We start from the raw sequence: 24,804 nt of genomic DNA on the forward strand, positions 1-24,804 counted from the left end.
GGATTTTCAGCCCCATTTGAGGGACTAAATCCGTCCCCTTGCCTCTCATAAATCCGTAGGATTGGGAAAACACAATCGTGATTTTCAGCACCTACTTGTGAGAGGCATTTTTCATGTCAAAGACCAGCCACAAAGCTTCCGAAGAACCAAATCCGGAGGCCATTACGGATAGCACACCCTCAGCTACCACTGACAATGCAGCTTCCGAAAAAACGAAAGCCAGCTCCAAAAAAGCAGCCAAGCCAATTTTCCGCGTGGAATCTGATCTCCTAGGTGAACTCCAGATCCCCGCCGATGCTTACTATGGCGTCCACACTCTCCGTGCTGTAGACAATTTCCAAATTTCTCGCACCACCATCAATCATGTTCCAGACTTCATTCGCGGCATGGTTCAGGTGAAGAAGGCAGCAGCGCTGGCCAACCGCCGCCTGCACACCCTGCCCGCAGAAAAGGCAGAAGCGATTGTGTGGGCCTGTGACCAGGTACTGGTTGAAGGCCGCTGCATGGATCAATTTCCCATTGACGTTTTCCAGGGCGGAGCCGGTACCAGCCTCAATATGAACACCAATGAGGTAATTGCCAACCTGGCGCTGGAACATTTGGGCTATGAAAAAGGCCGCTATGACATCCTGCACCCCATGGATGATGTCAACATGTCCCAATCCACCAATGATGCATATCCCACTGGTTTCCGCCTAGGTATCTACGCCGGAATTCAAACGCTCATTGCGGAAATTGAACTGCTGCAGGTTGCCTTCCGCGATAAGGGCAATGAGTTTGTAGACATTATCAAAATGGGCCGCACCCAGCTCCAAGACGCAGTTCCCATGAGCCTGGGTGAAGAATTCCGCGCCTTTGCCCATAACCTCGCTGAGGAACAAGCCGTACTGCGATCGGCCGCTGACCGTCTGCTGGAGATCAACCTGGGTGCCACCGCGATTGGTACCGGCGTGAACACTCCTGCGGGCTACCGCCACCAGGTCACTGCTGCACTATCCGAAGTCACTGGTCTGGAAATGAAGTCCGCGCGTGATCTCATTGAGGCCACCTCCGATACCGGTGCTTATGTGTTGGCCCATTCAGCGATCAAGCGCGCAGCGATGAAGCTGTCCAAGATCTGTAATGATCTCCGCCTGCTGTCCTCTGGTCCCCGTGCAGGTTTGAATGAAATTAACCTGCCACCGCGCCAGGCTGGCTCATCAATCATGCCCGCAAAGGTCAACCCAGTTATCCCTGAGGTTGTAAACCAGGTGTGCTTTAAGGTCTTCGGCAACGACCTCACAGTCACCATGGCAGCAGAAGCTGGCCAGTTGCAGCTCAACGTCATGGAGCCTGTTATCGGCGAATCCCTCTTCCAATCACTGCGTATTCTGACCAATGCAGCCAAGACCCTGCGCGAAAAATGCGTGGTGGGCATTACCGCTAACCCTGAGGTATGCCGCGCCTATGTGGATAATTCCATTGGCATTATCACCTACCTCAACCCATTCCTCGGCCACGACATCGGCGATGAAATCGGTAAAGAAGCAGCCCGCACCGGCCGTTCCGTAAGGGAATTGGTGTTGGAAAGAAAACTCATGGATGAAAAGACGCTTGATAACGTCTTGTCCAAGGAAAACCTTATGCACCCAATTTTTCGTGGCAAGCTTTACCTTGAGTCTTAAATCAGCCACAACTTAAGGCCCTGATTTACCTAGGGCCCCAATTTAAAGGAGGAGCTTTCCCTCAAACCCACAACTGGGCAGGGGAGAGCTCCTCTTTTGCGCACCGGTTCGCACCGCTTTGCACCGGGAACCTCAAAACAAGGCCTTTAGCGTGGCCATGGCTGGTTACGCAGAGTTTCAATGCCGCGGTTAAATTTCTCCAAAAGGCGTTGGTAATCAGCAATTTCTGCTTCGCTCCAACCATCCATAATTTTCTTAGTGGTGGCTTCACGGTACTCAAACTCCAAGGCCAAGAGACGATTGCCTTCAGCGGTGGGTTGATGTTTTTTAGCCTGACCGCCTTCAGGATCAGCTATTTTTTCAATGAGGCCAGCTTTAATAGCGGCTGCCACCTGGCGGTGCACAGTCGAGATATCCAAACCAAAGGCCTCGGCTAGTTCGGCAATCGTCATAGGTTCAGCTACTGAAAGGCGCGCCAACAAGACGGTGGCACTACGGTCTAAACCGGCGGAAAATCCATGAGCAGGATGGTTTTGCAGGGCGTACCTGGAATTTAACATTTGCTCGTAGGCAATTGTGGCAAAGGGATTTTCAGGTCGGTCTGCTGACACGGGTTTCCTTCTTTAGATCTTTAAAGCTTTTACACAAGGCCAATGGTGCTTTCAAAAAAGCCATTTGTATAATACAAAAGTCTAGCTTATTAAAGTTTTATCCTAACTTGTGGAGACAAAATCTCATAGTTGAAAGGAAGTGTTGAGTGGCAATCACCGCAGCCACGACCGCGGATTCAAAAAACAATGAACATCCGCCATTGTTTACCCCCGCTTTTGTCTTGGGTTGGCTAGTTAATTTTTCGCAATATCTTTGTTTTTATTTTTTGGTCACCGTCATGGCGCTTTATGCCATGCAGCAATTTGCAGTGTCCGAGGCAGCCGGAGGATTTGCTGCCAGCGCCTTTGTTGTCGGCGCAACTGTGGCTCGTCTTTTTGCAGGCTGGGCCTCTGACCGTTTTGGCAAGAAGCAGATCCTGCTTATTTTCGTAGGTATTTCTACAATTGCGTCCTTGCTATATATCCCAGTGAACTCCTTCGGTGCCTTTATTGCCGTGCGCCTAATTCATGGCTTTTCTTATTCCATGGCTTCAACTGCAGTGATGGCTCTGGTGCAAACTGTCATTCCCGCTGGTCGTAGGGCAGAGGGTACTGGCTATTTTGCTTTGGGATCTACTCTGGCTACTGCTGTAGGCCCTGCCGTCGCACTGTTTGTCGTCGGCAGTTTTAGTTATGACGCCCTGTTTTGGCTGACCCTAGCAACAAACCTTATTGGGCTCGTTCTGACCATTTTCTTTAAGAAGCCTGCGCATTTGCGCGAGGCCGATCGCAACCGCCCTAAGGTGGCCTGGACGCCAAAGTCTGTGATCCAGCCAGCCGTCATTACCATTGGCTTCTTTATGTTGATGATTGGTTTGTCCTATGCCGGCATTATTACCTACATCAATGGCTTTGCTCAAGAGCGCGGACTAAGCGCTGGTGCAGGTTTATTCTTCATTGCTTATGCCGTGGCAATGTTGGCCATGCGTTCTTTCCTCGGCCGTGTCCAGGACAAACGCGGCGCTAACCCCGTTATGTTTTTCGGTCTGGCGAACTTCGCGATTGCGCTGGCCATTATGGCTGTTGCGGGGGAGAACTGGCACATTGTGATTGCCGGTATTTTCACCGGTTTGGGATATGGAACTTTGATGCCTGCAGCCCAAGCTGTTGCGGTAAGTTCGGTTCCAGCACATCAGGTAGGTTCAGGAATTTCCACCCTCTTCCTCTTTACTGATATCGGCATTGGCCTCGGCCCGATTCTGCTGGGAGTTTTGGTGTCCGCCACCGGATATAGCGTGATGTACGGCTGCTTGGCGGTGCTGATCGTTTTCGCTAGCGTTTATTATTGGCTCACCCATAAGCATTAAAAGACCGCTTTTCGACGAAAAACCACGAGGCGCCTGGCTGTGAAGATTTCTCCTTCACGCCAGGCGCCATTGTTTATGCGGAAATCTTTTAGGTCAGGACTAAAATCTGTGAAGCCCAATTAATTAGCTAATTGCGATTAGATGTTTGATTTTCCCTACTGAGTGTCCAGCGCGTCAGTAAACTTCATACCATCACTAACCGCTCCTAATCAGAAATGAGATTCCGATGGAAGATCTGTTAAATAGATTTGAAGTTTCCAAAAAGGCCTATCAGGAATTAATTGCGCAAGACTTTCCGAAATTTGATTTGGAAAAATACGCTGCGGAGAAGATTAGAGAGGCAGAGTCTTCGGAAACAGGATCGAATTTCTCAGAATCTGAAAAAGCAGAAGAAGATGGTGCTGAGACCAAACGCCGAAAGTTTGGAAGGAAGATTGCTTCTAAACTTGATTTCAATGCGGATAGCAAATTCGGATTTGATGATCTAGCCGGAGCCGCCAAGAGATCAGGACAGGCTGCCACCGCAGCTGCTAAAAATGCAGGCGAGGCTAGCAAAAACTTCGTCGAGGGCACTAAAGAAAAAATAGAGAACGCCAATCGCGCGACCCTCGCTGAATCTGCAGTATTAATTGGAAAAAGCGCAATTGGAGTCCAGGCAGTCCAAAACCGCAAAGCAGCCAAAGAAATTCAAAAGGTTTGTTCCGAGTACTATGAGCTAGCTCAAGAAGTAACAGAGGAGAAACGGCGACGACTTAACTATGCCATTGAGGATTTTGGCAAATACCGACTGCAAGTTCTCCATCTGACAGTGGGACGTTTTTTGGATCAACTTAAAGCACTCAAGCAGAATAATGCAGCCAAAGAATATGAGATTTTAATGGGTGCAGATTTTCGTTGCGACAAATTGGCTGAGATGAAAGCCATTGATATGGCCGCTGGTGAAGCCTTAAGATCCACCGCAGTGGCAGGTGTTTTCGGTCTCGCAGCACTCACTGGCACCCCAACCGCAGTAACGACTGCTGTTGGGGCCGTTGCCTCAGCATCGACAGGAACGGCGATCTCCGCGCTCAGTGGTGCGGCTGCTACCAATGCCACTTTGGCATGGCTGGGTGGAGGGAGTCTTGCCGCGGGTGGCGGTGGCGTCGCGCTTGGCACCACAGTCTTAACTGCGATTACGGCAGGATCTACGGGCGTGGTTGCTATTTTGGCAGCAGGAACGATCGCATCCGTCCACTACAGCAAGAAATTAACTGAGGCCAAGGACTACGAGAGAGAAGTCGGTTTAGCGGTGACAGGCATCGAAAAGGGGTGGCTAGTCATGGACGGAATTGGTGATCGTACTGCGGAACTCCGTGAAATCACTGAGCAACTCAAGTGGAGAGTCATTGGAAAATTAGACGAACTCGAGAAAATTATTCCAGAGTTCGATTTTCACAACTCAGAACATGTAGCTGTTTTTAATCAGTGCGGAATTCTCATCAAAACCATGGTCATATTGGCACAAACACCGATTTTGGACGACGATCAAAATCTTAGTTTCGAGAGCATGCAAATTATTGGCAAGGTACATTCAGTGCTAAATACGGAGGTTTAGAGAATGCCACAAAACTTTAACGATGTATTTCGCCTGCTCTATAACGAATTTGGAGAAGATCTGATTTCCCTTGGTGCTCAAAAATTTGGAACCTATCGAAATGGTCGACGGGGAGCACCCGATTCAAGAGTCTCAGATTCTAGTGAAACGGAAACCAATCACGATGGTGCTGAAAAATTCGAGCACGCGTTTAAGGAAAATATAAACGCTCCGGTAATAAGAATTGCTCACCCTAATGATGTAATTGGAGCATTGATTTCCGTCGTTTTGATGGCTGGTGAAGCTGCCAAGTTTGAATCAGTCCAACGAAACGTTCGCGTGGGCATCGCAGCAGAACGTGATGTAGCGATTACGAATATAGAAATGCAAAAGGCTCTTTTGCTGGAGTACTTGGATAAATCATTCGATGAGCGTCGGGAGAACTTTCAGAAGTTATTTACTGTCGTCGATGATGCTTTAGAAAAAGGGGATAATCAACAGTTAGCACTGGGACTGGATAGCATTCTCAAATTGGCGGAATCTTCTCCTTTTAAAGATCTCGCAACTATCCAAGCAACCGCAGATGCTTTGAATGACCCAGACCACCAATGGGATTTTTAGCGCAAATCACCCATAAGCATTAAAAGACCGCTTTTCGACGAAAAACCACGAGGCGCCTGGCTGCGAGGATTTCTCCTTCACGCCAGGCGCCTTCTTTTATGCCGAAATTTTTTGAACCAGGTCAAAATTACGTTGTAGATCCATCCATTCCGCAACGCCGAGCCCAAAAGCTCTTTCCAAACGTTCAGCCAAACTTTCACTCAGTGAGCTTCGACCGGATACCACATTGGCGATGGTGGATTCGGCGACGTGCAGGGACTTAGTCAGGTCATAATTGCTGATGCCACAAGGTTCCATAAATTGTTGGCGCAAAATCTCGCCAGGGTGCTGCGGGGTAACCACGAAGAATCCTTTCAGAAAAATTCATTTAAGAATATGGCTAAAACCTATTAAAAAATTCATTAATAAAGGTTCTTCTTAAGAATAGTCTGATTTCCCCGACCTGCAAACCGAAGCGCCTAGTCAGCCGTGCTGCCTGGCCAGCCCGGATATTCCGGCGGCACTCCACCAAACTCTGGGCACAAAGCTTGATGTGGGCACCAACCACAGAGCTTGGAGGTTTTGGTCCTAAAGTGTCCAGCCTTGCCGTCCATCTCAATTTTTGCCCACAGCTCAGCCAAGTCGCGCTCAAAATATTCCAGCTGCTCTTTCGAGGGGCTTAGGAACATTGAGTCATTAACTTTGAGATACATCAAACGCAGCTGAGTTGGGATGGAATCAAAAAGCCGCCAATAAACCAGCGCATAGAAGAGCATTTGGAATTGTGCTTGCTGGCTCCACTGTGGCTTGGGCTTTTTACCTGTTTTATAGTCGACCACACGCACCTCACCAGTAGGAGCAGTGTCTACGCGGTCAATAAAACCTCGCACTGGCACGCCATTAGGCAGGACCGTATCTACATACATCTCACACTCGGTGGCATCAAAGCCTTGGGGGTTTTCCATCTCAAAATAGCCCCGCAGCAAAGACCTGCACTCCACCAAGAAATCATGCAGTTGATCAGCGGGAACGAGTTCTTCTAATTCCGCATCCTCAGCACACATGGTGGCCCAGGTAGGTTTCAACTGCTTGACCATCGCCGGATATTGGCGTTCCTCACGTGGCAGCTTATGCATATGCTCCAATACCGCATGCACCAAGGTGCCTTTCACCTGTGCAACTGTTTTAGGCTCCGGCAAGCGATCAATGGCCCGGAAGCGGTAGAGCAGCGGGCACTGTTGATAATCCCCGGCGCGCGATGGGGAGAGCGCAAGGGGCTTTGGTTTTTTAGGCAAAGTTTCTGAAGAGCTGGTCATAATGGTTCTCACCTTAATTGCTCGGCCGGACATTCTGCGCAGGGGAGGGGGAGTTAGCTAATCTTGAGACATGCATGCAACTGACGAATTCCAGAGCTTTATCGCTCATAGTCCCAGCTCATATCACGCTGCTGAAACCGTAGCCACACTTTTGGAAGAAGCTGGATTTAGTCGTCAGGATGAGACCAAGACCTGGGATGCCACCCCTGGCGGACACTTCTTGGTCCGAGGCGGCGCAGTAGTCGCCTGGTGGGTTCCAGAAGACGCTTCCTGGGAATCTGGATTTAGGATTATTGGATCTCACACCGATTCCCCCGGCTTTAAGCTCAAGCCTTTAGGTGACCTACCTAATCGGCACTTTCAGCAGGCTGGCGTTGAAGTCTATGGTGGCCCAATCTTTAGCACCTGGCTCGACCGTGAACTCAATCTGGCAGGACGTGTTGTCTTGGCCGATGGTTCAGTAAAACTGCTTAACACTGGCCCGATTTTGCGGATCCCCAACCTGGCTATTCACCTAGATCGCACTACCAACACCACCTTTGCGCTTAATCCGCAGCATCACCTGCAGCCAATTTTCGCGGTGGGTGACCTCCAGGTTTCCATTATGGAGGTCATCGCTGAGGCAGCTGGTGTAGAGAGCAGCGATATCCTCAGTCATGATCTCATTACCGTTGATGCTCAAGAAGCTGAAGTTTTTGGTGCACATGGGGATTTCTTTGCTGCCGGCAGGCTCGATAATCTCAGCAGTGTTTATCCTTCACTCAAGGCGCTGATTAAGGCTTCCACAACTGAGGACAATAGCTCCGACATTTTGGTACTGGCAGCTTTTGACCACGAGGAAGTGGGCAGCAATTCACCAACTGGTGCAGCGGGCCCTCTTTTGGAAGATGTGCTGATTCGCACCGCCACTGCACTTGACGCCGATGAGGAAACACACCGTCAAATGTTCCAGCGTTCCACCATGGTCTCTGCGGACGCAGCGCACTCTATTCATCCAAACTTCCCCCAAAAGCACGATCCGGTGAATTATCCGGTGATTGGTCGCGGACCAGTGCTTAAAGTTAATGCCAACCAGCGCTATGCCTCAGATGCTCTAAGCTCTGGGGTATGGATCCGCGCCTGCCAGATGGCGGGAGTGCCACATCAGGTCTTTGCTGGCAATAATGAGGTGCCCTGTGGTTCCACCATTGGACCTATTAGTGCAACGCGTTTGGGTATTTCTACTGTCGATGTGGGTATCCCATTATTGTCCATGCATTCAGCTCGCGAAATGGCTGGAGTGAAGGATCTCCTATGGTTTGAAAAAGCCTTGGAGAGTTATCTGGTAAATTAACGCCGAGTTCACGCACGATTCATAGATTTTGAGAAAGTGAGGGCACATGCCCTACTCCGGTCCCTTCCAGGCAGGCGACCGCGTTCAGCTAACGGACGCCAAACGCCGCCACTTCACCATCATTTTGGTACCTGGTACAACCTTCCATACCCACCGTGGCCAAATTGCTCACGATGACATCATTGGTGCCGATGAAGGTTCCGTGGTTCAGTCCACAATGGGATCTGATTTCCTCTGCTTCCGCCACCTCATGGTTGATTTTGTGCTCAGCATGCCTCGTGGCGCTGCGGTGATCTACCCTAAGGACTCCGCTCAGATCCTGGTTGAAGGCGATATCTTCCCCGGCGCGCGCGTGCTGGAAGCTGGCGCTGGTTCTGGTGCATTGTCGATGGCTTTGCTGCGTGCAGTGGGCGAGCAGGGCAATGTTATCTCCTATGAGATCCGTGAAGATCACCTTGAATATGCGGTTTCCAATGTCGAGGAATACTTTGGCAAGCGCCCAGACACCTGGGACCCACGCCTGGGTGACCTCAAAGAAGTAACCGTTGATGATCTCGGCGGACCAGTGGACCGCATCATCTTGGATATGCTTGAGCCTTGGGAAATGCTCGAAACCTGCAAGGATCTGCTGATTCCAGGTGGAGTGTTCATGACCTACGTGGCTACCGTGCCACAGTTGATGAAGGTCATGGAAGGAATCCGCGAACAAAAGTGCTTCACCGAGCCCCGCGCTTGGGAATCACTGGTGCGTGACTGGAAGGTCGAGGGACTAGCTACTCGCCCTGAGCACCGTATGAATGCGCACACTGCGTTCTTGGTGATGACTCGCCGCCTGGCTGATGGTGTGGAGCCTCCTCGTCCACAGCGTAAGGCTCGCCGCTAAAGCTGCTTTTTGCATACTTATGCAAATGGCTAGAGCACAGGGGTTAAAGTGGTGGGCATGAGCTCACCAACAAACCCTGCTGCAAATAATTCTTTCTCGGATTTTAATCGGGAGGAATTAACCCGAATCTCTGATGAGGTGCGTCAACTAAAACGCACCAACTCAGATTTGGGAGCACGAAACACCAAATTGGCGGAGATGCTGAAATCCTCGCGCAACAAACTCTCCATGATGTTTGCGCAGCTGGAGGAAATGGCACAGCCACCATCTGTGTATGGCACCTTTTTAGAAACTGCCAAAGATGGCTCCAATGCGGAGATTTTTGCCGGTGGCAGGCGCATGCGCGTTGCTGTCTCACCAATGCTGTGCGCAGCTGACCTTATGCCCGGTGTCATGGTTCGCCTGGGCGAGGGCAATCAGGTGGTCGAGGCCTGCGATTATGAACAAACCGGTGAATTAGCCACCTTGATGGAAATGATCGGTCGCGATCGTGCGCTGGTGTCGGATAGATCGGGTGAGGAACGCGTCGTAAAGCTTGCGGGGCCTTTAATGGATCGCACCGCCAAGTTACCGCGCCCCGGTGACACGCTTTTGGTAGACCGCAAAGCGGGCTACGCTTTTGAGGTTATTCCCAAGACTGAGATTTCCAAGTTGGCTTTGGAGGAAGCTCCCGATGTGTCCTATGAGGACATTGGTGGTTTGGATGATCAAATCGAGCTGATTCAAGATACCGTTGAGCTGCCATTTTTGCACCCTGAGCTTTACCGCGCCTATAACCTGCACCCACCTAAGGGCGTATTGCTTTATGGTCCTCCCGGTTGTGGCAAAACCCTGATTGCTAAGGCTGTGGCTAACTCGCTGTCTGCGCGCATTGGTGAGGCTGGAACCTCGTACTTTATTAACGTTAAGGGCCCTGAGCTGCTGAATAAGTATGTGGGTGAAACCGAACGCCAGATCCGCGTGATTTTTGAACGCGCCCGCGAGCTGGCAGGTGATGGCCGTCCCGTCATTATTTTCTTTGATGAGATGGAGTCAATTTTCCGCACCCGTGGCTCAGGAGTGAGCTCGGATATGGAAACCACCGTGGTGCCACAGCTATTGGCAGAACTTGATGGTGTGGAGGACCTCTCCAATGTCATCGTGATCGGTGCTACCAACCGTGAAGAGCTTATCGACCCAGCCATTTTGCGCCCGGGTCGTTTGGACATCAAGATCCGCATCAACCGCCCCAATAAGAGCGGTGCTCGGGATATTTTTGCCCGCTATATCACCAACTCCATTCCGCTGGCTCAACCTGCGGAGGAACTCATTGATATCGCAGTAGACCACCTCTTTACTCCACGCCCTTATGTGCGCCTGAGCTTTGCCGATGGCACTGAGGACACCTTGAATTACCATGACTTTGTTTCCGGCGCGATGATCGCCAATATTGTGGACCGTGCAAAGAAATTGGCTATTAAGACCCATATTGATGGCGATGGTGCAGGCTTGAGTGCTGCGCAGCTTATCACTGCTATTGACGATGAAAATCAGCAAAGTGAGGATCTGCCCAATACCTCCAACCCTGATGAGTGGTCACGGATCACCGGCCGCCAGGCAAAGCGTGTGGTTGCGGTGGAGGTCGTCAACTAGCAGCTGCAGGGTGCTGGGGTGGCGGCCCGGCAGCTCCCCATCCCGGCCTCCCGGCAGAGGTGGGGCTAAAGCCTGTATGTTTTAGCCCCACCTTAAAGGGTGGCTCTATATGCTTAGAACCATGGATAGGTTTATCGGTGCAGAAACAGAATATGGAATCTCCACGCCCAGCGCTCCTTTGCTGAGCCCCATTGTCACGTCCACCCACGCGGTGGTGGCATATTCCATTGCCCGGGGATTTGGCGAACACCGCGTGCGCTGGGATTATGAGCAAGAAACTCCGCTGCGTGATATTCGCGGTTTTGACCTGCGCCGTTACCACCAGGCGCCGGTGGTTGATCCTTTCTCCATGGGCGTGGCCAATGTTTTTGTGTCCAATGGCGCGCGTTTTTATGTCGACCACGCGCACCCAGAATATTCCTCCCCAGAGGTCAATAATGCCTGGGATGCCATGGTTTATGACGCTGCCGGCGATCACATCCTTATGCAGGCAGTTTCCGACGTTGCTGGCTTTACCAGCCAAGATCACTCTGTGTTGGACGGCCACCCACCGTGCCCGCCACTAAAAATCTATAAAAATAACGTCGATGGCAAGGGCGCAAGTTATGGCTCCCATGAAAACTACCGTTATTCCCGCGACGTCGACTTTGATGTGCTCGCCCAGGCACTGATCCCATTTTTTGTCTCCCGCCAGGTCATCATTGGCGCCGGTCGCGTGGGTCTGGGCCAACACGGTGAAAAGCCAGGCTTCCAAATCAGCCAGCGTGCCGACTATATCGAACAAGAAATCTCCTTGGAAACCACCCTCAACCGTGGCATTATCAACACCCGCGATGAGCCCCACACCGACGCCGACCATTGGGGTCGCCTGCATGTAATCATCGGCGATGGCAATATGTCCCAAAGCTCCAACTTCCTCAAATTCGGCATGACGGCGCTGGTCCTGGACGCCATCGAAGCTGGCGTGGACTTTAGCGACCTGCGCCTCAAGCAGGCGGTGGCTGAGGTGTCCCGCGTCTCCCACGATCTGACACTGAGTCACAAACTTGAGCTTGTCGACGGCCGCCGCCTCAGCGCACTAGAAGTGCTCGGGGTTTACCGTGAGCGGGTGGCACAATTTGTCATCACTGACAAAGAAAAAGAACTGCTCGCGCTCTGGGATGAAGTAATGGAGCTGCTGGCCGTAGATCCTTTGTCCACCAGCCATATTTTGGACTGGACCGCCAAGCTCGCGCTGCTGCGTTCTTTTGAAGCCCGCGGTTTAAGCTTTGATAACCCCAAGATGCAGCTCATTGACCTGCAGTACAGCGATATTGATCCAGCCCGCAGCCTTTACCATGCCCTCGTAACCAAGGGCAGAATGCGCGCACTTATTAGCCAAGAGGACATCGCGCAGGCAGCAGCCACTCCGCCGGCACATTCCCGGGCCTTCTTCCGTGGCCAAATGATGGATAAATTTGGCGAATCCGTCCTTGCTGCTAACTGGGAATCACTTATTGTTCAGGCAAGTTTTGAGGATCCCATTCGAATTGCCACCACTGAGCTTGATGGCCTCGCCGCGGCAGAAGTGGGGGAGATCCTCGATTCCGCAAGCACCGTTGATGAGGTTATTGCAGGTCTTGATCAAGGTGGTTTAACCTCCTTGGCAAAGCTCAAAACTTCTTAGGGTAACCTGAATCTTTAGTAGCTCTAAGCCGCTTCCGCTGCGCCAGCGCGTAGGTTGGTGGCTCAGGGAAACCCCCGGATATTTCTCTGAGATGCTTAAAAGCACTTTGAAGGGGCAATGTGACTCCGCTAACGTGGGGTGAATTATTGTGAATGTGGGAAACCCTGTTTTTAAGGTTTCTCAGTTGGTGCTTGTTTTTCAGGCCCAATTAATAACGTAGGAAGGTGTACTTATGAATGCCAAGCAAACCCAGGTTTCTGCTGGTGGCGGCCGCGAAGACGATCACAATGAGGATTTCACTCAGACCTCTGGCCAGGTACAAATCAACACCACTGGCGTGGATGACCTCCTGGATGAAATTGATGGACTGCTAGAAAACAATGCCGAGGAATTTGTGCGTTCCTATGTGCAAAAAGGTGGCGAATAAGACTCGTGAGTGACGTGGAAACCACATCAACACCAGCAGAGGTATTTACCCGCCGCATCACCGGTACAGAGATCGAATACGGCATCACCTGCACCGATGGCGAGGCTAGACGTTTACGCCCCGATGAGATTGCCCGCATGATGTTTCGGCCCATCGTGGAAAAATACGCCAGCTCAAATATCTTTATCCCCAATGGATCCAGGCTATATCTTGATGTCGGTTCCCACCCCGAGTACGCCACTGCAGAATGTGACAACCTCACTCAGCTCATCAACTATGAAAAAGCGGGTGATGTAATCACCGATCGCATGGCCGTTGCCGCCGAGCAAACCCTGAAAAAAGAGGGGATTGGCGGCCAGGTTTATCTCTTCAAAAACAACGTGGATTCTGTCGGCAACTCCTATGGTTGCCATGAAAACTACCTCGTTGGCCGAGGCATGCCATTAAAGTCTTTGGGCCGACGCCTCATGCCTTTCCTTATTACCCGTCAGCTTATTTGCGGTGCCGGCCGGATTTACCATCCCAACCCTGGTCACAAGGGTGAAGAGTTTCCTTTGGGCTACTGCATTTCCCAGCGCGCAGACCATGTGTGGGAGGGCATATCCAGTGCTACCACGAGATCGCGCCCAATTATTAATACCCGTGATGAGCCCCATGCAGACTCTCACCAATACCGTCGTCTGCACGTTATCGTGGGCGATTCCAACATGGCAGAACCCACCATTGCTCTTAAAATCGGCTCCACCCAGTTGGTGTTGGAGATGATTGAGGCTGATTTTGGCCTGCCCAATCTGGAGTTGGTAAATGACATTGCCTCCATCCGTGAAATCGCCCGTGATTTCACCGGCAGCACTAAATTAGCGCTCAAAGATGGCAGTTTTATTAGCGCTTTGGAGATCCAAAACCTCGTCTTTGAACACGCGAAGAAGTGGCTTATGGTGCGCCCTGAGCCAGAAGTTTCTGGAACCTCCAATGCCGAAATAGCCCGTGTCCTCGATCTTTGGGGCCGCATGTTGGAGGCCATTAAAACTCAAGACTTCTCTGCTGTGGATACTGAGATTGACTGGGTGATTAAGAGAAAGCTCATTCAGCGCTATCAAGATCGTGGGGGCATGGAGCTGGGCGATCCACGGCTAGCCCAAATTGACCTCACCTATCACGATATTCGACCTGGTCGTGGCCTATTTAGTCTGCTGCAATCCAGGGGCCTGATCAAGCGATGGACCACCGATGAGGCTATTGCACACGCGGTGGACAATGCTCCGGAGACCACCCGCGCGCATCTTCGCGGGCGAATTCTGCAGACTGCCGATAAGCTAGGTGCAGCTGTGACCGTCGATTGGATGCGCCACAAAGTTAATAGGCCTGACCCCCAGTTGGTTGAGCTCAGTGATCCTTTTGCGGTAACAAACCCCGAGGTGGATGAGCTCATCGCATATATGGAGGAAAACGCGGCCTCTTATCGCAACTAGTCGGAGGATAAATGTCGGATCGCAAGGAGGATCTGGAACGCCAGATCAACCTCACATTTGCATTTCTTAGTGCGGAATCATATTCCAGGAAATTCCTCACCAGGCCCTGGATCCGCGCAAATGTCAGTGGTTATCGAAACCTCTCAGATGATGCTTTCCGCAAAAAGTTGCTTCGCGATCTCGCTGCCCTGCGCCGAGTCGGCGTACCCATTGAACAATTTACTAATGCTTCTGGATTTGCCGAGGGTGAACAGGCTTATCGTTTAAGCTCTGAGTCCTATGAGCTGCAGGAAGTGGAGTTCACCCCTGAGGAAGCCGCGGTATTAGGCATGGCAGGGGAGATGGGTCAAAGCCAAGAGCTCGGCGCTTTTGCCCGCTCTGGGTGGACAAAATTGGCGGCCGGTGGCGCCCAAAGAGATTTATCAAGCTCTGCCTCAGTTACCAATGCTGGCGATTTACGGACCCTATCAGCCAAAAATTTCGACGCCATCTTAAAGGCACGCCATCGTGGCCAGCGCATTAGCTTTAGCTATGAGCCCTCACGCACCAGCGAAAAAGTCATCCGCACCATGGACTTATGGGGCCTGGTGCCCGAACGTGACCGCATCTACCTCGTCGGATTTGATATTGACCGCAACGCCCCGCGCTGCTTCCGCGTCATCCGCATCACCGACGTCACCGCGGTCGGCCCAGCCTCCCACCCCATGCCCGCAGACACCAACCTCCAAGAACTGGTGCGCCAGCAGCTTCGACGCCGCAGTGAGCTTGTCGACGCCACTCTGCGCATAACACCGGGCCGCGCAGTGGAACTCAGCGCCGCTGGAACCCACCAAGAACAAGACCTGTGGTTACTCAAAGACGTTGACCGCAGCTGGCTGGTGCGCACCGCAGCTGCGCACGCACCAGAAGCCATTGTGATTGAGCCACAAGAGGTTATTGATCAAGTTATTGAGCTACTTAAAGCAGCACGCGGACAGGAGGTGTAAATCATGGGTCGATCAGCGCAAAAAATTAGTGATCTAGCCCGCCAGCTCAACCTTTTGCCTTATTTTCAAAAGCATCAGGGACGCTCGGTTATGGAGGCCGCCCGCGATTTGGGGCAACCACCCCAAGAAATTATGGCTGATCTCAACCGTTTGTGGTTGTGTGGCCTCCCTGGACTTTTGCCCGGCGATCTGGTGGAACTTGAACACAACCTTAAAGGGGTGAAGATCTATAACGCCCAAGGAATGGACAAGCCCCTGCGGCTTACCCCGACTGAGGCCGGTGTGCTGCTGCTGATCTTAGAATCCTTGGAATCACTGCCCGGCTTAACCAACCAAGAAGCGGCAGTGTCTGCAGCGGCGAAACTCCGCGCAATTATGGGCGAATATTCCTCCGCTGTTTATGACTCCACCGGAGACAACCAGGCCAGCGATGTGTTGGCTGTAATTCGAGAAGCCATGGATCAAGAGCTGCAGGTGGCTTTTACCTACCATTCTCATAACTCAGATGTGGTGTCTCAAAGGGTGGTAAGTCCCGCCCATATCTTTACCAATGAGGGTGAAACTTACATCAAGGCCTGGGAAGATGCTGTGAATAATCATCGTACCTTTAGGCTCGATCGGATCTCTGACATCAAGCTCACCGACCTTAAATCAGAGCCCCATTCCATGCGCTTGAACTTCTCCGCCGATGATCCTTTTGACTTTGCCAAACAGTCAGATTTTGCCACCTTCCAATTGCGCGAAGACGCCATCTGGCTGGCAGATTATATGGCGTTGGCCATCGATGAGCAGCGCCCGGCAGAAGTGGATGCAGCGGGCAAAAAATGGTTTTACGTTAGCTATCCCTTACTTTCGCGGGAGTGGTTTGTGCGTTTTGCCATTAGCCATGCCGAAAGCATTAAAAGCATAGCCCCAGCTGACCTTCAGGAATCCATAAACTTAAAGGTTGCGCTTGGTTTGTCAGCGTATAATCTTGACGTACAGTAAGACCAACAATTATCTATCCATACAAACGCCCAACCATCACCGTGGTTCGTGGCTTAGCTTGTACAACGTGAGTTTGGAGTAACCACATGCCCAATCTAGGACCTTGGGAAATCGCAATGATCGTTTTGCTGATCATCGTGCTTTTCGGAGCCAAGAAGCTTCCTGACGCAGCTCGTTCCATCGGCCGCTCCATGCGTATCTTCAAGTCTGAAGTTAAAGAACTCAATAAAGACGAGGAGAATCAGGCACAGCAGCCTGTCCAGCAGCAAATCGCACCAAACCAGATTCCTACCCCACAGCCTGTTCAGCAGCCCATCCAGCAGCCAGTGCAACAGCCAAACTTTGAGCAGCACTACCAGGGCCAGCAGCAGCCAGTGCAGCAACCACAGACTCCACAGCAGCCTGACTACCGCTCTAACTATGAAGACCCAAACCGCGCCTAAATCCTAAATAGGTCTGTTTTTCATGTCCACGCACCGCAACTCACCTTAATGTTGCGGTGCGTCGTAGTTTATTCACTTGGTCTGAGCATGCTTAGACCCCGGTAGCCAGCAGGTTTGAGAAATTGTCAGAAATTAACAAGGCTGAAGTCGTCAAAGTAACCCGGCGCGGAATCACCAAAAAGAAAAAGAAGAAGTCCGCAACCGGTGATATGTCGATTGTGGAGCACATCAAAGAGTTTCGCCGTCGCTTGCTCATCTCCCTCGCAGCGGTACTGGTAGGAACCATCATTGGTTTTATTTGGTACCAAGAATCTGTGTGGAATATCCCCACCCTTGGTGAGTTGCTGCGTGATCCTTATTGTTCCCTTCCGGCAGAATCTCGTTATACCTTCAGCGATAGCGATGAATGTCGACTTCTCGCCACCGGACCTTTTGACCCCTTTATGCTGCGTTTGAAGGTTGCTGCGCTGGTTGGTGTTGTCCTGGCCTCACCAGTGTGGCTAAGCCAACTCTGGGGCTTTATTACCCCAGGTTTGATGAAGAATGAGCGTCGCTACACTGCAATCTTTGTTACCACCGCAGTTGTACTCTTTGTTGGTGGCGCAGTACTTGCTTATTTCGTTGTTGCCTATGGCTTGGAATTCCTGCTGACCATCGGTGGCGATACCCAAGCAGCAGCACTAACAGGTGACCGTTACTTCGGGTTCTTGCTCGCATTGCTGGCAATCTTCGGGGTGAGCTTTGAAGTGCCACTGGTTATTGCCATGCTTAATGTGGCAGGAATCCTGACTTATGATGCTATTAAAGACAAGCGTCGCATTATCATCATGGTGCTCTTCCTTTTTGCAGCCTTTATGACCCCCGGCCAAGATCCATTCACCATGATGATCCTGGCGTTCTCATTGACAATATTGGTGGAATTGGCCATTCAGTTCTGTCGCCTCAATGACAAACGCCGCGATAAGAAGCGCCCGGAATGGCTGGATCAAGATGATCTCACCGCATCGCCTTTGGATACTTCTGTTGGTGGTGAAGATGCTCCAGCACCGGTTCCGGCCCCTGAACCAGTAAGTCCAACACCGCCGCAGGCAGCGTCGACAAGCTTTAAACAGTGTGGTTCGGACTTCGGTGACGTGCTCTAGCGCGTCGCCGGGTAGCCTTAGGGCATGAGTTTTACTGCCGAACAAGGAACCCACCTGACAGAATTTATCGCAGACCTGGGCTTCGAGATGGATGATTTCCAAATTGAGGGCTGCCGGGCAGTCGAAAACGATCATGGCGTACTGGTGTGTGCGCCCACGGGAGCGGGCAAAACCATTGTTGGTGAGTTCGCAGTGTCCCTCGCACTTTCGCGGGGGACCAAATGTTTTTATACCACCCCAATTAAAGCCCTGAGCAACCAGAAATATCATGACCTGGTGGCCAAACACGGTGCTGATGCTGTGGGACTGCTTACCGGTGATGTCTCCATCAACCACGATGCGGAAATCGTGGTGATGACCACCGAGGTCCTGCGCAATATGATTTATGCCGGATCTTTTGCGCTGGAGCGTTTAAGCCATGTGGTGATGGATGAGATCCACTTTCTCGCCGATGCCTCCCGCGGCGCGGTGTGGGAAGAAGTGATCCTCAACCTTGATGAATCCGTGAACATCATTGGTCTTTCTGCAACGGTGTCCAACTCGGAGGAATTTGGCGAGTGGCTAACCACCGTGCGCGGCGATACCCGCGTTATTGTCAGCGAACACCGCCCGGTACCCCTGGACCAGTGGATGATGGTTAACCGCAAGGTGCTGCCTCTTTTTGAACCAGGTACCGATGGGCGAGTAAATAAGCACCTGGAGGAGACCATCGAGCGTCTCAACAGCAAACAAAGCGATCAGGGTCGCGCTGATTATCATTCCGGTGCTGGTTTTAGGGCCCGCACCAAGGACGATGGACGGGGACGCAACCGCGAAGAGCGTCGCGCCGGTGGTCGCACTGGCAAAGACCGCGAACAAGACCGCCACCGTCCTTTGGGTCGCCCTGATGTCATCAGCATTTTGCAGGGCCAAAATATGCTGCCTGCCATCACCTTCATTTTCTCCCGTGCTGGCTGCGACGGCGCTCTTTACCAATGTCTGCGCTCCCGCTTGATCCTCACCGATCAAACAGAAGCAGAGGAGATTGCCCGCATTATTGACGCAGGCGTCATGGGCATCCCAGAAGAGGACCTCCAGGTACTGAATTTTAAGCAGTGGCGCGCTGCCCTTATGCGCGGTTTTGCCGCTCACCATGCAGGTATGCTTCCAGCTTTTAGGCACATTGTGGAAGAGCTTTTTGTGAAGGGACTAGTCCGCGCGGTTTTTGCCACTGAGACTCTCGCCCTCGGCATTAACATGCCTGCCCGCACGGTGGTCTTGGAAAAAATGGTGAAGTTTAATGGCGAAGGCCACGTTGACCTCACCCCAGGCCAATATACCCAGCTCACCGGCCGTGCAGGTCGTCGTGGCATTGATACCATAGGTAATGCGGTGGTGCAGTGGGCACCGGCGATGGATCCCCGCTTTGTGGCAGGCCTGGCCTCCACCCGCACCTACCCGTTGATCTCCACCTTCCAACCGGGCTACAACATGTCCGTTAACCTGCTTAAAACCATTGGTTATGAAGCCTCCCTGCGTCTGCTGGAAAAGTCTTTTGCGCAGTATCAGGCTGACGGCTCCGTGGTGGGTGATATTCGTGAAATTGAACGGGCCGAAAAGAAGGTGGCAGAGCTGCGCGCGCAACTAAATAAGGAAATTGCTGCCACGAACCCCGCAGTCCGCGAGGACCAAGACGCAGTTAGCCTCTTTGTGGAATATATGGACCTGCGCCGGGACCTTAATGAGGAAGAAAAACTCAACCGTAAAGAAAGCATTGAAGAACGCACCCTCGAAACCACAACGGTGCTGTCCAAACTGCAAATCGGTGATGTTATTGCCATGCCCGGACGCAAGCGCCCCGTGCTCGCTGTTGTGATGACCCCTGCCAACCAGGCCCGTGATCCACGCCCGTGGGTGACCACTGAATCTGGATGGTCTGGCCGTATTGATGCGGAATCCTTCAATAATCCACCCATTGTGATCGGCACCATGCGCCTGCCTCGCGCAGCGATTGAGGAACCCCGCCGCAATGCCCGGCGCGTTCAAGAACTCATGCGCAAAGAGCATTTCAAGCGCCCCAATAAGATGCGGGAATTTGCCCGTGTGCGCCCCAATGCCAAGGTCACTGAGCTGCGTCACCTCATCCGTGACCATGAAGCACACAACTGGCCTGATCGTGAGCAACTAGCGCGCACCGCAGAAAGGCTTATCCGTAAAGAACGCGACCTCAACAAACTCACCGGCAATGTGGACCGCGCCCGGGAAACCCTGGGCCGTACCTTCGAACGCATTTTGTCCCTGCTCAGTGAGATGGACTATGTGGACTATAGCGATCCCGACAATCCGGTAATCACTGAAGAAGGCGAGCGCCTGGCCAAAATCCACACCGATACAGACTTGCTGGTCGCCCAGTGTCTCAAGCGTGGCATCTGGGATGGGCTCGACCCTGCAGAGCTTGCGGGCGTGGTAAGCATGTGCACCTTCGAAAACCGCCGCGAAACCGGCGGCGAACCAGAGGCAGTCACCGAAAACATGGCCGAAGCCATGAACAACGTGGAGCGCATCTGGGGCGAGCTTGTCGACGACGAGCGCCGCCATCGTTTGCCGATTACCAGGCAGCCCGAGGCGGGCTTTGCTATGGCTATCCACCAATGGGCTGCCGGCGCACCTTTGGGCTATTGCATGGCTGCAGCTGCAGAAAACGGCGCGGAGCTCACCCCAGGTGACTTTGTCCGCTGGTGCCGCCAGGTCATTGATCTCCTCGAGCAGGTAGCCAAAACTGCCTACAACGATGAGATGGCGCGCACAGCCCGCCAGGCGGTAGATGCTATTCGACGCGGTGTGGTTGCGATCGGCTCCTAAGAAAGCAGATCAACCGCCCGCTCCAAAGCCACCAAATGCTCGGTAGTACTGGCAACGGTGGCAATACCGGTGTTTAAACCTGCGGGGTCAAGAATCATCGATTGCACCCCGTAGACCCTTTCATTTACCAAAAGCGGACCACCTGAATCACCGCGTACCGCCTTGGCTGGGGAATTGTAAATCAAGGCTCCATGGGTGACTCGGGTGATTCCATTCTTGGACAAACTAGATGGGATCCGCAGCAGGACTCGACCAGAGATTTCCTTGGGCAATCGCCCCTTTTGATTGCCACCAAAGCCAAAGGTCGTAGTGGACATACCTGGTTTCAGCGGGGTAGCGGAAAATAGTGGCAGCGCCATTGTTGGGGCTTGGGAATCTAAGACAATAATGCCTAAGTCCGTGCCAAAAACTGAGAGATAGGTGCTAGCCGTAGTACTAAAATTATGGCCGCGCACTCGAATCATCTTGTCCGCACCCCGGAGAAAATGATCGGCGGTGAGCACAAACCGAGCCCGATCACTTAAGTGATGGACCAAACCGGCAGGCTTAAAAGATTCGCTGAGCTGGCGTTTAGTCAGCAATAAGCCACTGGCATAATGGCGGCCAGAAGAAATTCGGACGGTGTGAATGGATCGCACACCCACCTAGGCTACTAGGGTTGGGGATTATGAGTGATTCTTCAACGTCTAATTTTCCCCCTGAGGTTTATGCCCAGCGCCTTGCTCAAGCACAGCAGGGCGCAATCAACGCCGGACTCGATGGCCTCATCATCGGCACCGGAGCAGAACTTGCCTATCTCACCGGCTCTTGGATTTCTAGCCATGAGCGCCTAAGCGCACTCGTCATTCCCGCAACCGGCACCCCGAGCATCATTTTGCCCGCCGTGGACCGCGGTGACCTCGCACTTTCTGCTATCCCCAACCTTGAAATCAACACCATCGGTTGGGTTGATGGCCAAGATGCCCACGAGCTTGCCGTCACAGCGCTAAATGTTGATGCTGCCACTGGCTTTAAAGCCGTAGGTATTGGCTCTTCCATTACCGCTGATCACTTGATCCCACTCCAAGGCCTCCTGGGTGTCGAGTGTCGTTTGGAACTGGCAGTCCAGGTACTCAAAGAACTCTTTGTCTCCAAAGACCAAGCAGAAATTGAGCAGCTGCGCGGAGCAGGCAGCGCTATTGACCGCGTCCACGCAGTAGTGCCTGAATTGCTGCGCGCTGGCCGTACCGAAAGGGAAGTAGCAGCAGACATCAATGAGCTCATCCTCAAAGAGCACACTGAGGTGGACTTCATCATCGTCGGCTCCGGCCCCAATGGCGCCAACCCCCACCACAGCTTCTCTGATCGTGTGCTTGAAAGCGGAGAAATCGTGGTGGTAGACATCGGAGGTACCTATGGCCTTGGCTACCACTCTGACTGCACCCGCACCTACATCGTCGGCGGCGATACCACCCAAGCAGATCCAGAATTCACCCGTTTTTATGAGGTCCTCCACCAGGCACAACTGGCAGCAGTAGCCCATGTTCGCCCCGGAGTCACTGCAGCCTCCGTTGACGCGGCTGCCCGCACCATGATTGAAGCAGCAGGATACGGCGAATACTTCATCCACCGCACCGGACACGGCATCGGACTTTCCACCCATGAGGAACCATTCATCATGGCCGGAAATGAACTCATCTTGGAAGCCGGTATGGCCTTTTCCATCGAACCCGGCATCTATATCCCAGAAAAATTCGGCGCCCGCATCGAAGACATCGTCGTTGTCACCGAAACTGGCTGCGAAACCCTCAACAATGAACCAAAGGCTGTGCGTTGATTCTCATTCTGGGTGCTACCTCGGATATCGGCGGGGAAATCGCACGCTTAGCCTGTGCTGGTGAAGATGTTGTGCTCGCAGCGCGCCGTCCCACAGCAGCAGGCGAGCTAGCCGCCAAACTTGAGGTACTGGGGGCAAAATCGGTTCATATCCTGCCTTTTGATGCCCTGCATCTTAATGAACACCGCGCCCTCATCCATCAGGCACGTGCCCTGGCTGGCGATATCTCTTTGGCAGTAGTCGCCTTTGGCATGCTGGGTGAGCAAGAAAGGGCGGAAAGCGAGGAAGAACATGCGGTAGAGATAGCAACCTTGGATTACACCGCGCAAATCTCTATGCTGACCGTCCTCGCCGATGAGCTGCGTACCCAAGCAACCCCAGCGGCCATCGTGGCGTTTTCCTCCATCGCTGGCTGGCGGGCGCGCCGGGCAAATTATGTTTATGGCTCCACTAAGGCTGGCTTAGATGCATTTTGCCAGGGCTTAAGTGATGCGCTCCATGGCAGCAATGTCCGTCTAATTACTGCACGTCCGGGGTTTGTTATTGGCTCTATGACCACCGGTATGACTCCAGCTCCAATGTCGGTGTATCCCATCGATGTTGCCCAGGCTGTTCTGAAGGCAGTTAAGGAAAAGAAATCCAGTGCGACCTTGTGGGTTCCAGGTCGCCTGCGACTGCTGGCATGGGTCATGCGGGTGGTACCGCGTGGGGTGTGGCGGAAAATGCCCCGTTAGCCTGCGAGTATAGAATCAGGTGTATGAGTCAGCCGATGCCCACACCCGAGTCTGCCAACCCCACCGCTCAACCGCGGTTGGGGGTTGTCGGTGAGACAGTTAATCCAGAGGTGGCGCACTCCACCCAGCCCAAAGGCCCACCTGAGACCATTTGGCTGATTGGTATTAGCACCGGCGGTTTTGAAGAACTTGGATTAAAGGCACAAACCACACTGCGCCAGGCAGATGTTATCGTCGGCACCTGGCGTCAGCTAAATATGCTGCCAGACTCCCTCCATGGCGAACGCCACCCGTGGCCAGCACCACAGGACCGCGATCTTGAGGGTCTTTTCCGGGAGTTCCAGGGCCGTAACGTGGCAGTCTTGGCCTCTGGCGATCCCATGTTTTATGGAGCTGGACCCGCAATTGTCAAAGCTCTTGGAATGCACCGCTTGGAAATTATCCCAGCGGCGTCTTCTGCATCACTAGCTTGTGCCCGGTTGGGCTGGGCGCTGGACCGTACCCCCATAGCGTCACTGGCAACTGACCCCGTCGAAACGCTTATCCCTTTGGTGGAATCTGGGATGCGTTTTTTGGTCCTGGGCAAGGATGAGTTTACAACTGCAGCAATTGCGAAGTTGCTCACCAAGCTCGGCCACGGCGCAGCCAAGCTTAAGGTGCTTAGTGATCTGGGCAGCAGCGATGAGGAATTTTCTGAAGGCACGGCAGCTCAACCACCGGCAGCGGTATCAGCGTTGAATGTGATTGCCGTAGAGCCGGTACCCGGAATCCCCTTAACCCGGCACCATGAGCTCGACGCAGATCTCAAAGCGCTGATAGTTGCAGCTCTTAAGCCAACTCCTGGAGCAACTTTATGGTCAGTGGGGGAGCCCAGCGGCAATATCGCCACAGACTGGCTACGTGCCGCCGGCATTATCAAGGGCAGCAGAGCTCAAGCTGTGTGTTTTGAATCCGCCCCTGATCGTGCAACGCAGATATCCAAACACGCAAGCTCCGCAGGAGTACCTTGGCTCAAAGTTGTCACGGCCACTCCAATTACAGCCAAGGCGCTAAAAGATATTCGCTTCGAACAAGGCCCTATTGCTGCCACTCCCGATGCCATCTACTTGGGCAAAGCAGTTGTTAATGAACTCCTCACGGAAACTGCGTGGATGTTATTGCGCCCCGGTGGAATCATTATTGCCAGCGCCACCACTCCAGAGGAGATCACTAAGCTGGAGGAATTCCAGATGCGCTTCGGCGGCGAACTCAAACATCTGCAGCTTGGTGAGCTAAAACTTAGCCAATGGCGAGCAAGGAAACCTCTAAGCCCAACCGCCGTCTAGCCAAGGC

22 protein-coding genes are annotated in these 24,804 nt (G+C 52.6%); 18 read left to right on the forward strand and 4 right to left on the reverse strand.

Annotated features, from left to right (window positions below):
* Positions 1–113: 113 nt before the first annotated feature.
* Complete coding sequence (gene aspA / locus SFC07_RS08360) at positions 114–1,664, forward strand: aspartate ammonia-lyase (RefSeq protein WP_411207778.1); 1,551 nt, start codon at positions 114–116, stop codon at positions 1,662–1,664.
* A 146-nt stretch (positions 1,665–1,810) separates the two neighbouring features.
* Here the strand turns inward: aspA and SFC07_RS08365 are convergent, their stop codons facing one another.
* On the reverse strand, positions 1,811–2,275 hold the full coding sequence (locus SFC07_RS08365; RefSeq protein ID WP_411207779.1) for a MarR family winged helix-turn-helix transcriptional regulator: 465 nt from the start codon (positions 2,273–2,275) through the stop codon (positions 1,811–1,813).
* A 146-nt stretch (positions 2,276–2,421) separates the two neighbouring features.
* Here SFC07_RS08365 and SFC07_RS08370 point away from each other — a divergent pair, with 146 nt between their 5' ends.
* From SFC07_RS08370 to SFC07_RS08380, 3 genes are all read left to right on the forward strand, one after another.
* Entirely contained in the window at positions 2,422–3,621 is a 1,200-nt protein-coding gene (locus SFC07_RS08370) for an MFS transporter (RefSeq protein WP_411207780.1), read from the forward strand.
* A gap of 226 nt (positions 3,622–3,847) precedes the next feature.
* On the forward strand, positions 3,848–5,215 hold the full coding sequence (locus tag SFC07_RS08375; protein ID WP_411207781.1) for a hypothetical protein: 1,368 nt from the start codon (positions 3,848–3,850) through the stop codon (positions 5,213–5,215).
* A gap of 3 nt (positions 5,216–5,218) precedes the next feature.
* The gene (locus SFC07_RS08380; protein WP_411207782.1) at positions 5,219–5,815 is read left to right on the forward strand and encodes a hypothetical protein; all 597 of its coding nucleotides are present in this window, start codon (positions 5,219–5,221) and stop codon (positions 5,813–5,815) included.
* A 96-nt stretch (positions 5,816–5,911) separates the two neighbouring features.
* Here SFC07_RS08380 and SFC07_RS08385 read toward each other — a convergent pair whose 3' ends face one another.
* Both SFC07_RS08385 and SFC07_RS08390 read right to left on the reverse strand, forming a co-directional pair.
* On the reverse strand, positions 5,912–6,157 hold the full coding sequence (locus SFC07_RS08385; protein ID WP_411207783.1) for a HigA family addiction module antitoxin: 246 nt from the start codon (positions 6,155–6,157) through the stop codon (positions 5,912–5,914).
* A gap of 116 nt (positions 6,158–6,273) precedes the next feature.
* Complete coding sequence (locus SFC07_RS08390) at positions 6,274–7,110, reverse strand: RecB family exonuclease (protein WP_411207784.1); 837 nt, start codon at positions 7,108–7,110, stop codon at positions 6,274–6,276.
* 70 nt (positions 7,111–7,180) lie between these two features.
* Between SFC07_RS08390 and SFC07_RS08395 the strand changes: the two genes are divergently transcribed.
* The 11 genes from SFC07_RS08395 to SFC07_RS08445 all read left to right on the forward strand — a co-directional run bounded on the left by SFC07_RS08395 (position 7,181) and on the right by SFC07_RS08445 (position 20,922).
* Entirely contained in the window at positions 7,181–8,443 is a 1,263-nt protein-coding gene (locus SFC07_RS08395) for a M18 family aminopeptidase (protein WP_411207785.1), read from the forward strand.
* A 46-nt stretch (positions 8,444–8,489) separates the two neighbouring features.
* Positions 8,490–9,326 carry a tRNA (adenine-N1)-methyltransferase gene (locus SFC07_RS08400; RefSeq protein ID WP_411207786.1) on the forward strand — a complete coding sequence of 279 codons (837 nt, stop codon included), beginning with the start codon at positions 8,490–8,492 and terminating at the stop codon, positions 9,324–9,326.
* A 48-nt stretch (positions 9,327–9,374) separates the two neighbouring features.
* On the forward strand, positions 9,375–10,958 hold the full coding sequence (arc, locus tag SFC07_RS08405; RefSeq protein WP_411207787.1) for a proteasome ATPase: 1,584 nt from the start codon (positions 9,375–9,377) through the stop codon (positions 10,956–10,958).
* Positions 10,959–11,079: 121 nt separating this feature from the next.
* Positions 11,080–12,624, forward strand: coding sequence for a depupylase/deamidase Dop (dop, locus tag SFC07_RS08410; protein WP_411207788.1), 1,545 nt, complete (start codon positions 11,080–11,082; stop codon positions 12,622–12,624).
* A gap of 232 nt (positions 12,625–12,856) precedes the next feature.
* Positions 12,857–13,051, forward strand: a complete 195-nt coding sequence (locus tag SFC07_RS08415; RefSeq protein WP_411207789.1) for a ubiquitin-like protein Pup — start codon at positions 12,857–12,859, stop codon at positions 13,049–13,051.
* Positions 13,048–14,523 carry a Pup--protein ligase gene (pafA, locus tag SFC07_RS08420; protein ID WP_411207867.1) on the forward strand — a complete coding sequence of 492 codons (1,476 nt, stop codon included), beginning with the start codon at positions 13,048–13,050 and terminating at the stop codon, positions 14,521–14,523. The genes SFC07_RS08415 and pafA overlap by 4 nt, the downstream gene beginning before the upstream one ends.
* Before the next feature lie 11 nt (positions 14,524–14,534).
* Complete coding sequence (locus tag SFC07_RS08425; RefSeq protein WP_411207790.1) at positions 14,535–15,509, forward strand: helix-turn-helix transcriptional regulator; 975 nt, start codon at positions 14,535–14,537, stop codon at positions 15,507–15,509.
* Positions 15,510–15,512: 3 nt separating this feature from the next.
* Positions 15,513–16,496, forward strand: coding sequence for a helix-turn-helix transcriptional regulator (locus tag SFC07_RS08430; protein WP_411207791.1), 984 nt, complete (start codon positions 15,513–15,515; stop codon positions 16,494–16,496).
* A gap of 86 nt (positions 16,497–16,582) precedes the next feature.
* A complete protein-coding gene (gene tatA / locus SFC07_RS08435; RefSeq protein ID WP_411207792.1) occupies positions 16,583–16,939 on the forward strand; it encodes a Sec-independent protein translocase subunit TatA in 357 nt (118 codons plus the stop codon).
* 209 nt (positions 16,940–17,148) lie between these two features.
* A complete protein-coding gene (gene tatC, locus SFC07_RS08440) occupies positions 17,149–18,081 on the forward strand; it encodes a twin-arginine translocase subunit TatC (RefSeq protein WP_411207868.1) in 933 nt (310 codons plus the stop codon).
* A gap of 24 nt (positions 18,082–18,105) precedes the next feature.
* Entirely contained in the window at positions 18,106–20,922 is a 2,817-nt protein-coding gene (locus SFC07_RS08445; protein ID WP_411207793.1) for a DEAD/DEAH box helicase, read from the forward strand.
* On the opposite strand, the gene SFC07_RS08450 is transcribed toward SFC07_RS08445, so the two are convergent.
* Positions 20,919–21,560, reverse strand: coding sequence for a trypsin-like serine protease (locus SFC07_RS08450; RefSeq protein ID WP_411207794.1), 642 nt, complete (start codon positions 21,558–21,560; stop codon positions 20,919–20,921). The genes SFC07_RS08445 and SFC07_RS08450 overlap by 4 nt on opposite strands.
* A gap of 29 nt (positions 21,561–21,589) precedes the next feature.
* On the opposite strand from SFC07_RS08450, the gene SFC07_RS08455 reads away from it, so the two are divergent.
* The 3 genes from SFC07_RS08455 to cbiE are packed head-to-tail and all read left to right on the forward strand — an operon-like array spanning position 21,590 to position 24,797.
* Entirely contained in the window at positions 21,590–22,738 is a 1,149-nt protein-coding gene (locus SFC07_RS08455) for a M24 family metallopeptidase (protein WP_411207795.1), read from the forward strand.
* Entirely contained in the window at positions 22,735–23,472 is a 738-nt protein-coding gene (locus tag SFC07_RS08460; protein ID WP_411207796.1) for an SDR family oxidoreductase, read from the forward strand. The genes SFC07_RS08455 and SFC07_RS08460 overlap by 4 nt, the downstream gene beginning before the upstream one ends.
* 23 nt (positions 23,473–23,495) lie before the next feature.
* Positions 23,496–24,797 (forward strand): precorrin-6y C5,15-methyltransferase (decarboxylating) subunit CbiE, encoded by a 1,302-nt coding sequence (gene cbiE, locus SFC07_RS08465; protein WP_411207797.1) that lies wholly within the window; start codon positions 23,496–23,498, stop codon positions 24,795–24,797.
* Positions 24,798–24,804: the final 7 nt, after the last annotated feature.

This window comes from Corynebacterium callunae, assembly GCF_046592015.1.
GTDB lineage: Bacteria > Actinomycetota > Actinomycetes > Mycobacteriales > Mycobacteriaceae > Corynebacterium > Corynebacterium callunae_A.

Coding starts and splice junctions, on each gene's coding strand:
- aspA (WP_411207778.1), top strand. CDS start 114: ATGTCAAAGACCAGCCACAAAGCTTCCGAAGAACCAAATCCGGAGGCC.
- SFC07_RS08375 (WP_411207781.1), top strand. CDS start 3,848: ATGGAAGATCTGTTAAATAGATTTGAAGTTTCCAAAAAGGCCTATCAG.
- SFC07_RS08380 (WP_411207782.1), top strand. CDS start 5,219: ATGCCACAAAACTTTAACGATGTATTTCGCCTGCTCTATAACGAATTT.
- SFC07_RS08390 (WP_411207784.1), bottom strand. CDS start 7,110: ATGACCAGCTCTTCAGAAACTTTGCCTAAAAAACCAAAGCCCCTTGCG.
- SFC07_RS08395 (WP_411207785.1), top strand. CDS start 7,181: ATGCATGCAACTGACGAATTCCAGAGCTTTATCGCTCATAGTCCCAGC.
- SFC07_RS08400 (WP_411207786.1), top strand. CDS start 8,490: ATGCCCTACTCCGGTCCCTTCCAGGCAGGCGACCGCGTTCAGCTAACG.
- dop (WP_411207788.1), top strand. CDS start 11,080: ATGGATAGGTTTATCGGTGCAGAAACAGAATATGGAATCTCCACGCCC.
- SFC07_RS08415 (WP_411207789.1), top strand. CDS start 12,857: ATGAATGCCAAGCAAACCCAGGTTTCTGCTGGTGGCGGCCGCGAAGAC.
- SFC07_RS08425 (WP_411207790.1), top strand. CDS start 14,535: ATGTCGGATCGCAAGGAGGATCTGGAACGCCAGATCAACCTCACATTT.
- SFC07_RS08430 (WP_411207791.1), top strand. CDS start 15,513: ATGGGTCGATCAGCGCAAAAAATTAGTGATCTAGCCCGCCAGCTCAAC.
- tatA (WP_411207792.1), top strand. CDS start 16,583: ATGCCCAATCTAGGACCTTGGGAAATCGCAATGATCGTTTTGCTGATC.
- tatC (WP_411207868.1), top strand. CDS start 17,149: ATGTCGATTGTGGAGCACATCAAAGAGTTTCGCCGTCGCTTGCTCATC.
- SFC07_RS08445 (WP_411207793.1), top strand. CDS start 18,106: ATGAGTTTTACTGCCGAACAAGGAACCCACCTGACAGAATTTATCGCA.
- SFC07_RS08455 (WP_411207795.1), top strand. CDS start 21,590: ATGAGTGATTCTTCAACGTCTAATTTTCCCCCTGAGGTTTATGCCCAG.
- cbiE (WP_411207797.1), top strand. CDS start 23,496: ATGAGTCAGCCGATGCCCACACCCGAGTCTGCCAACCCCACCGCTCAA.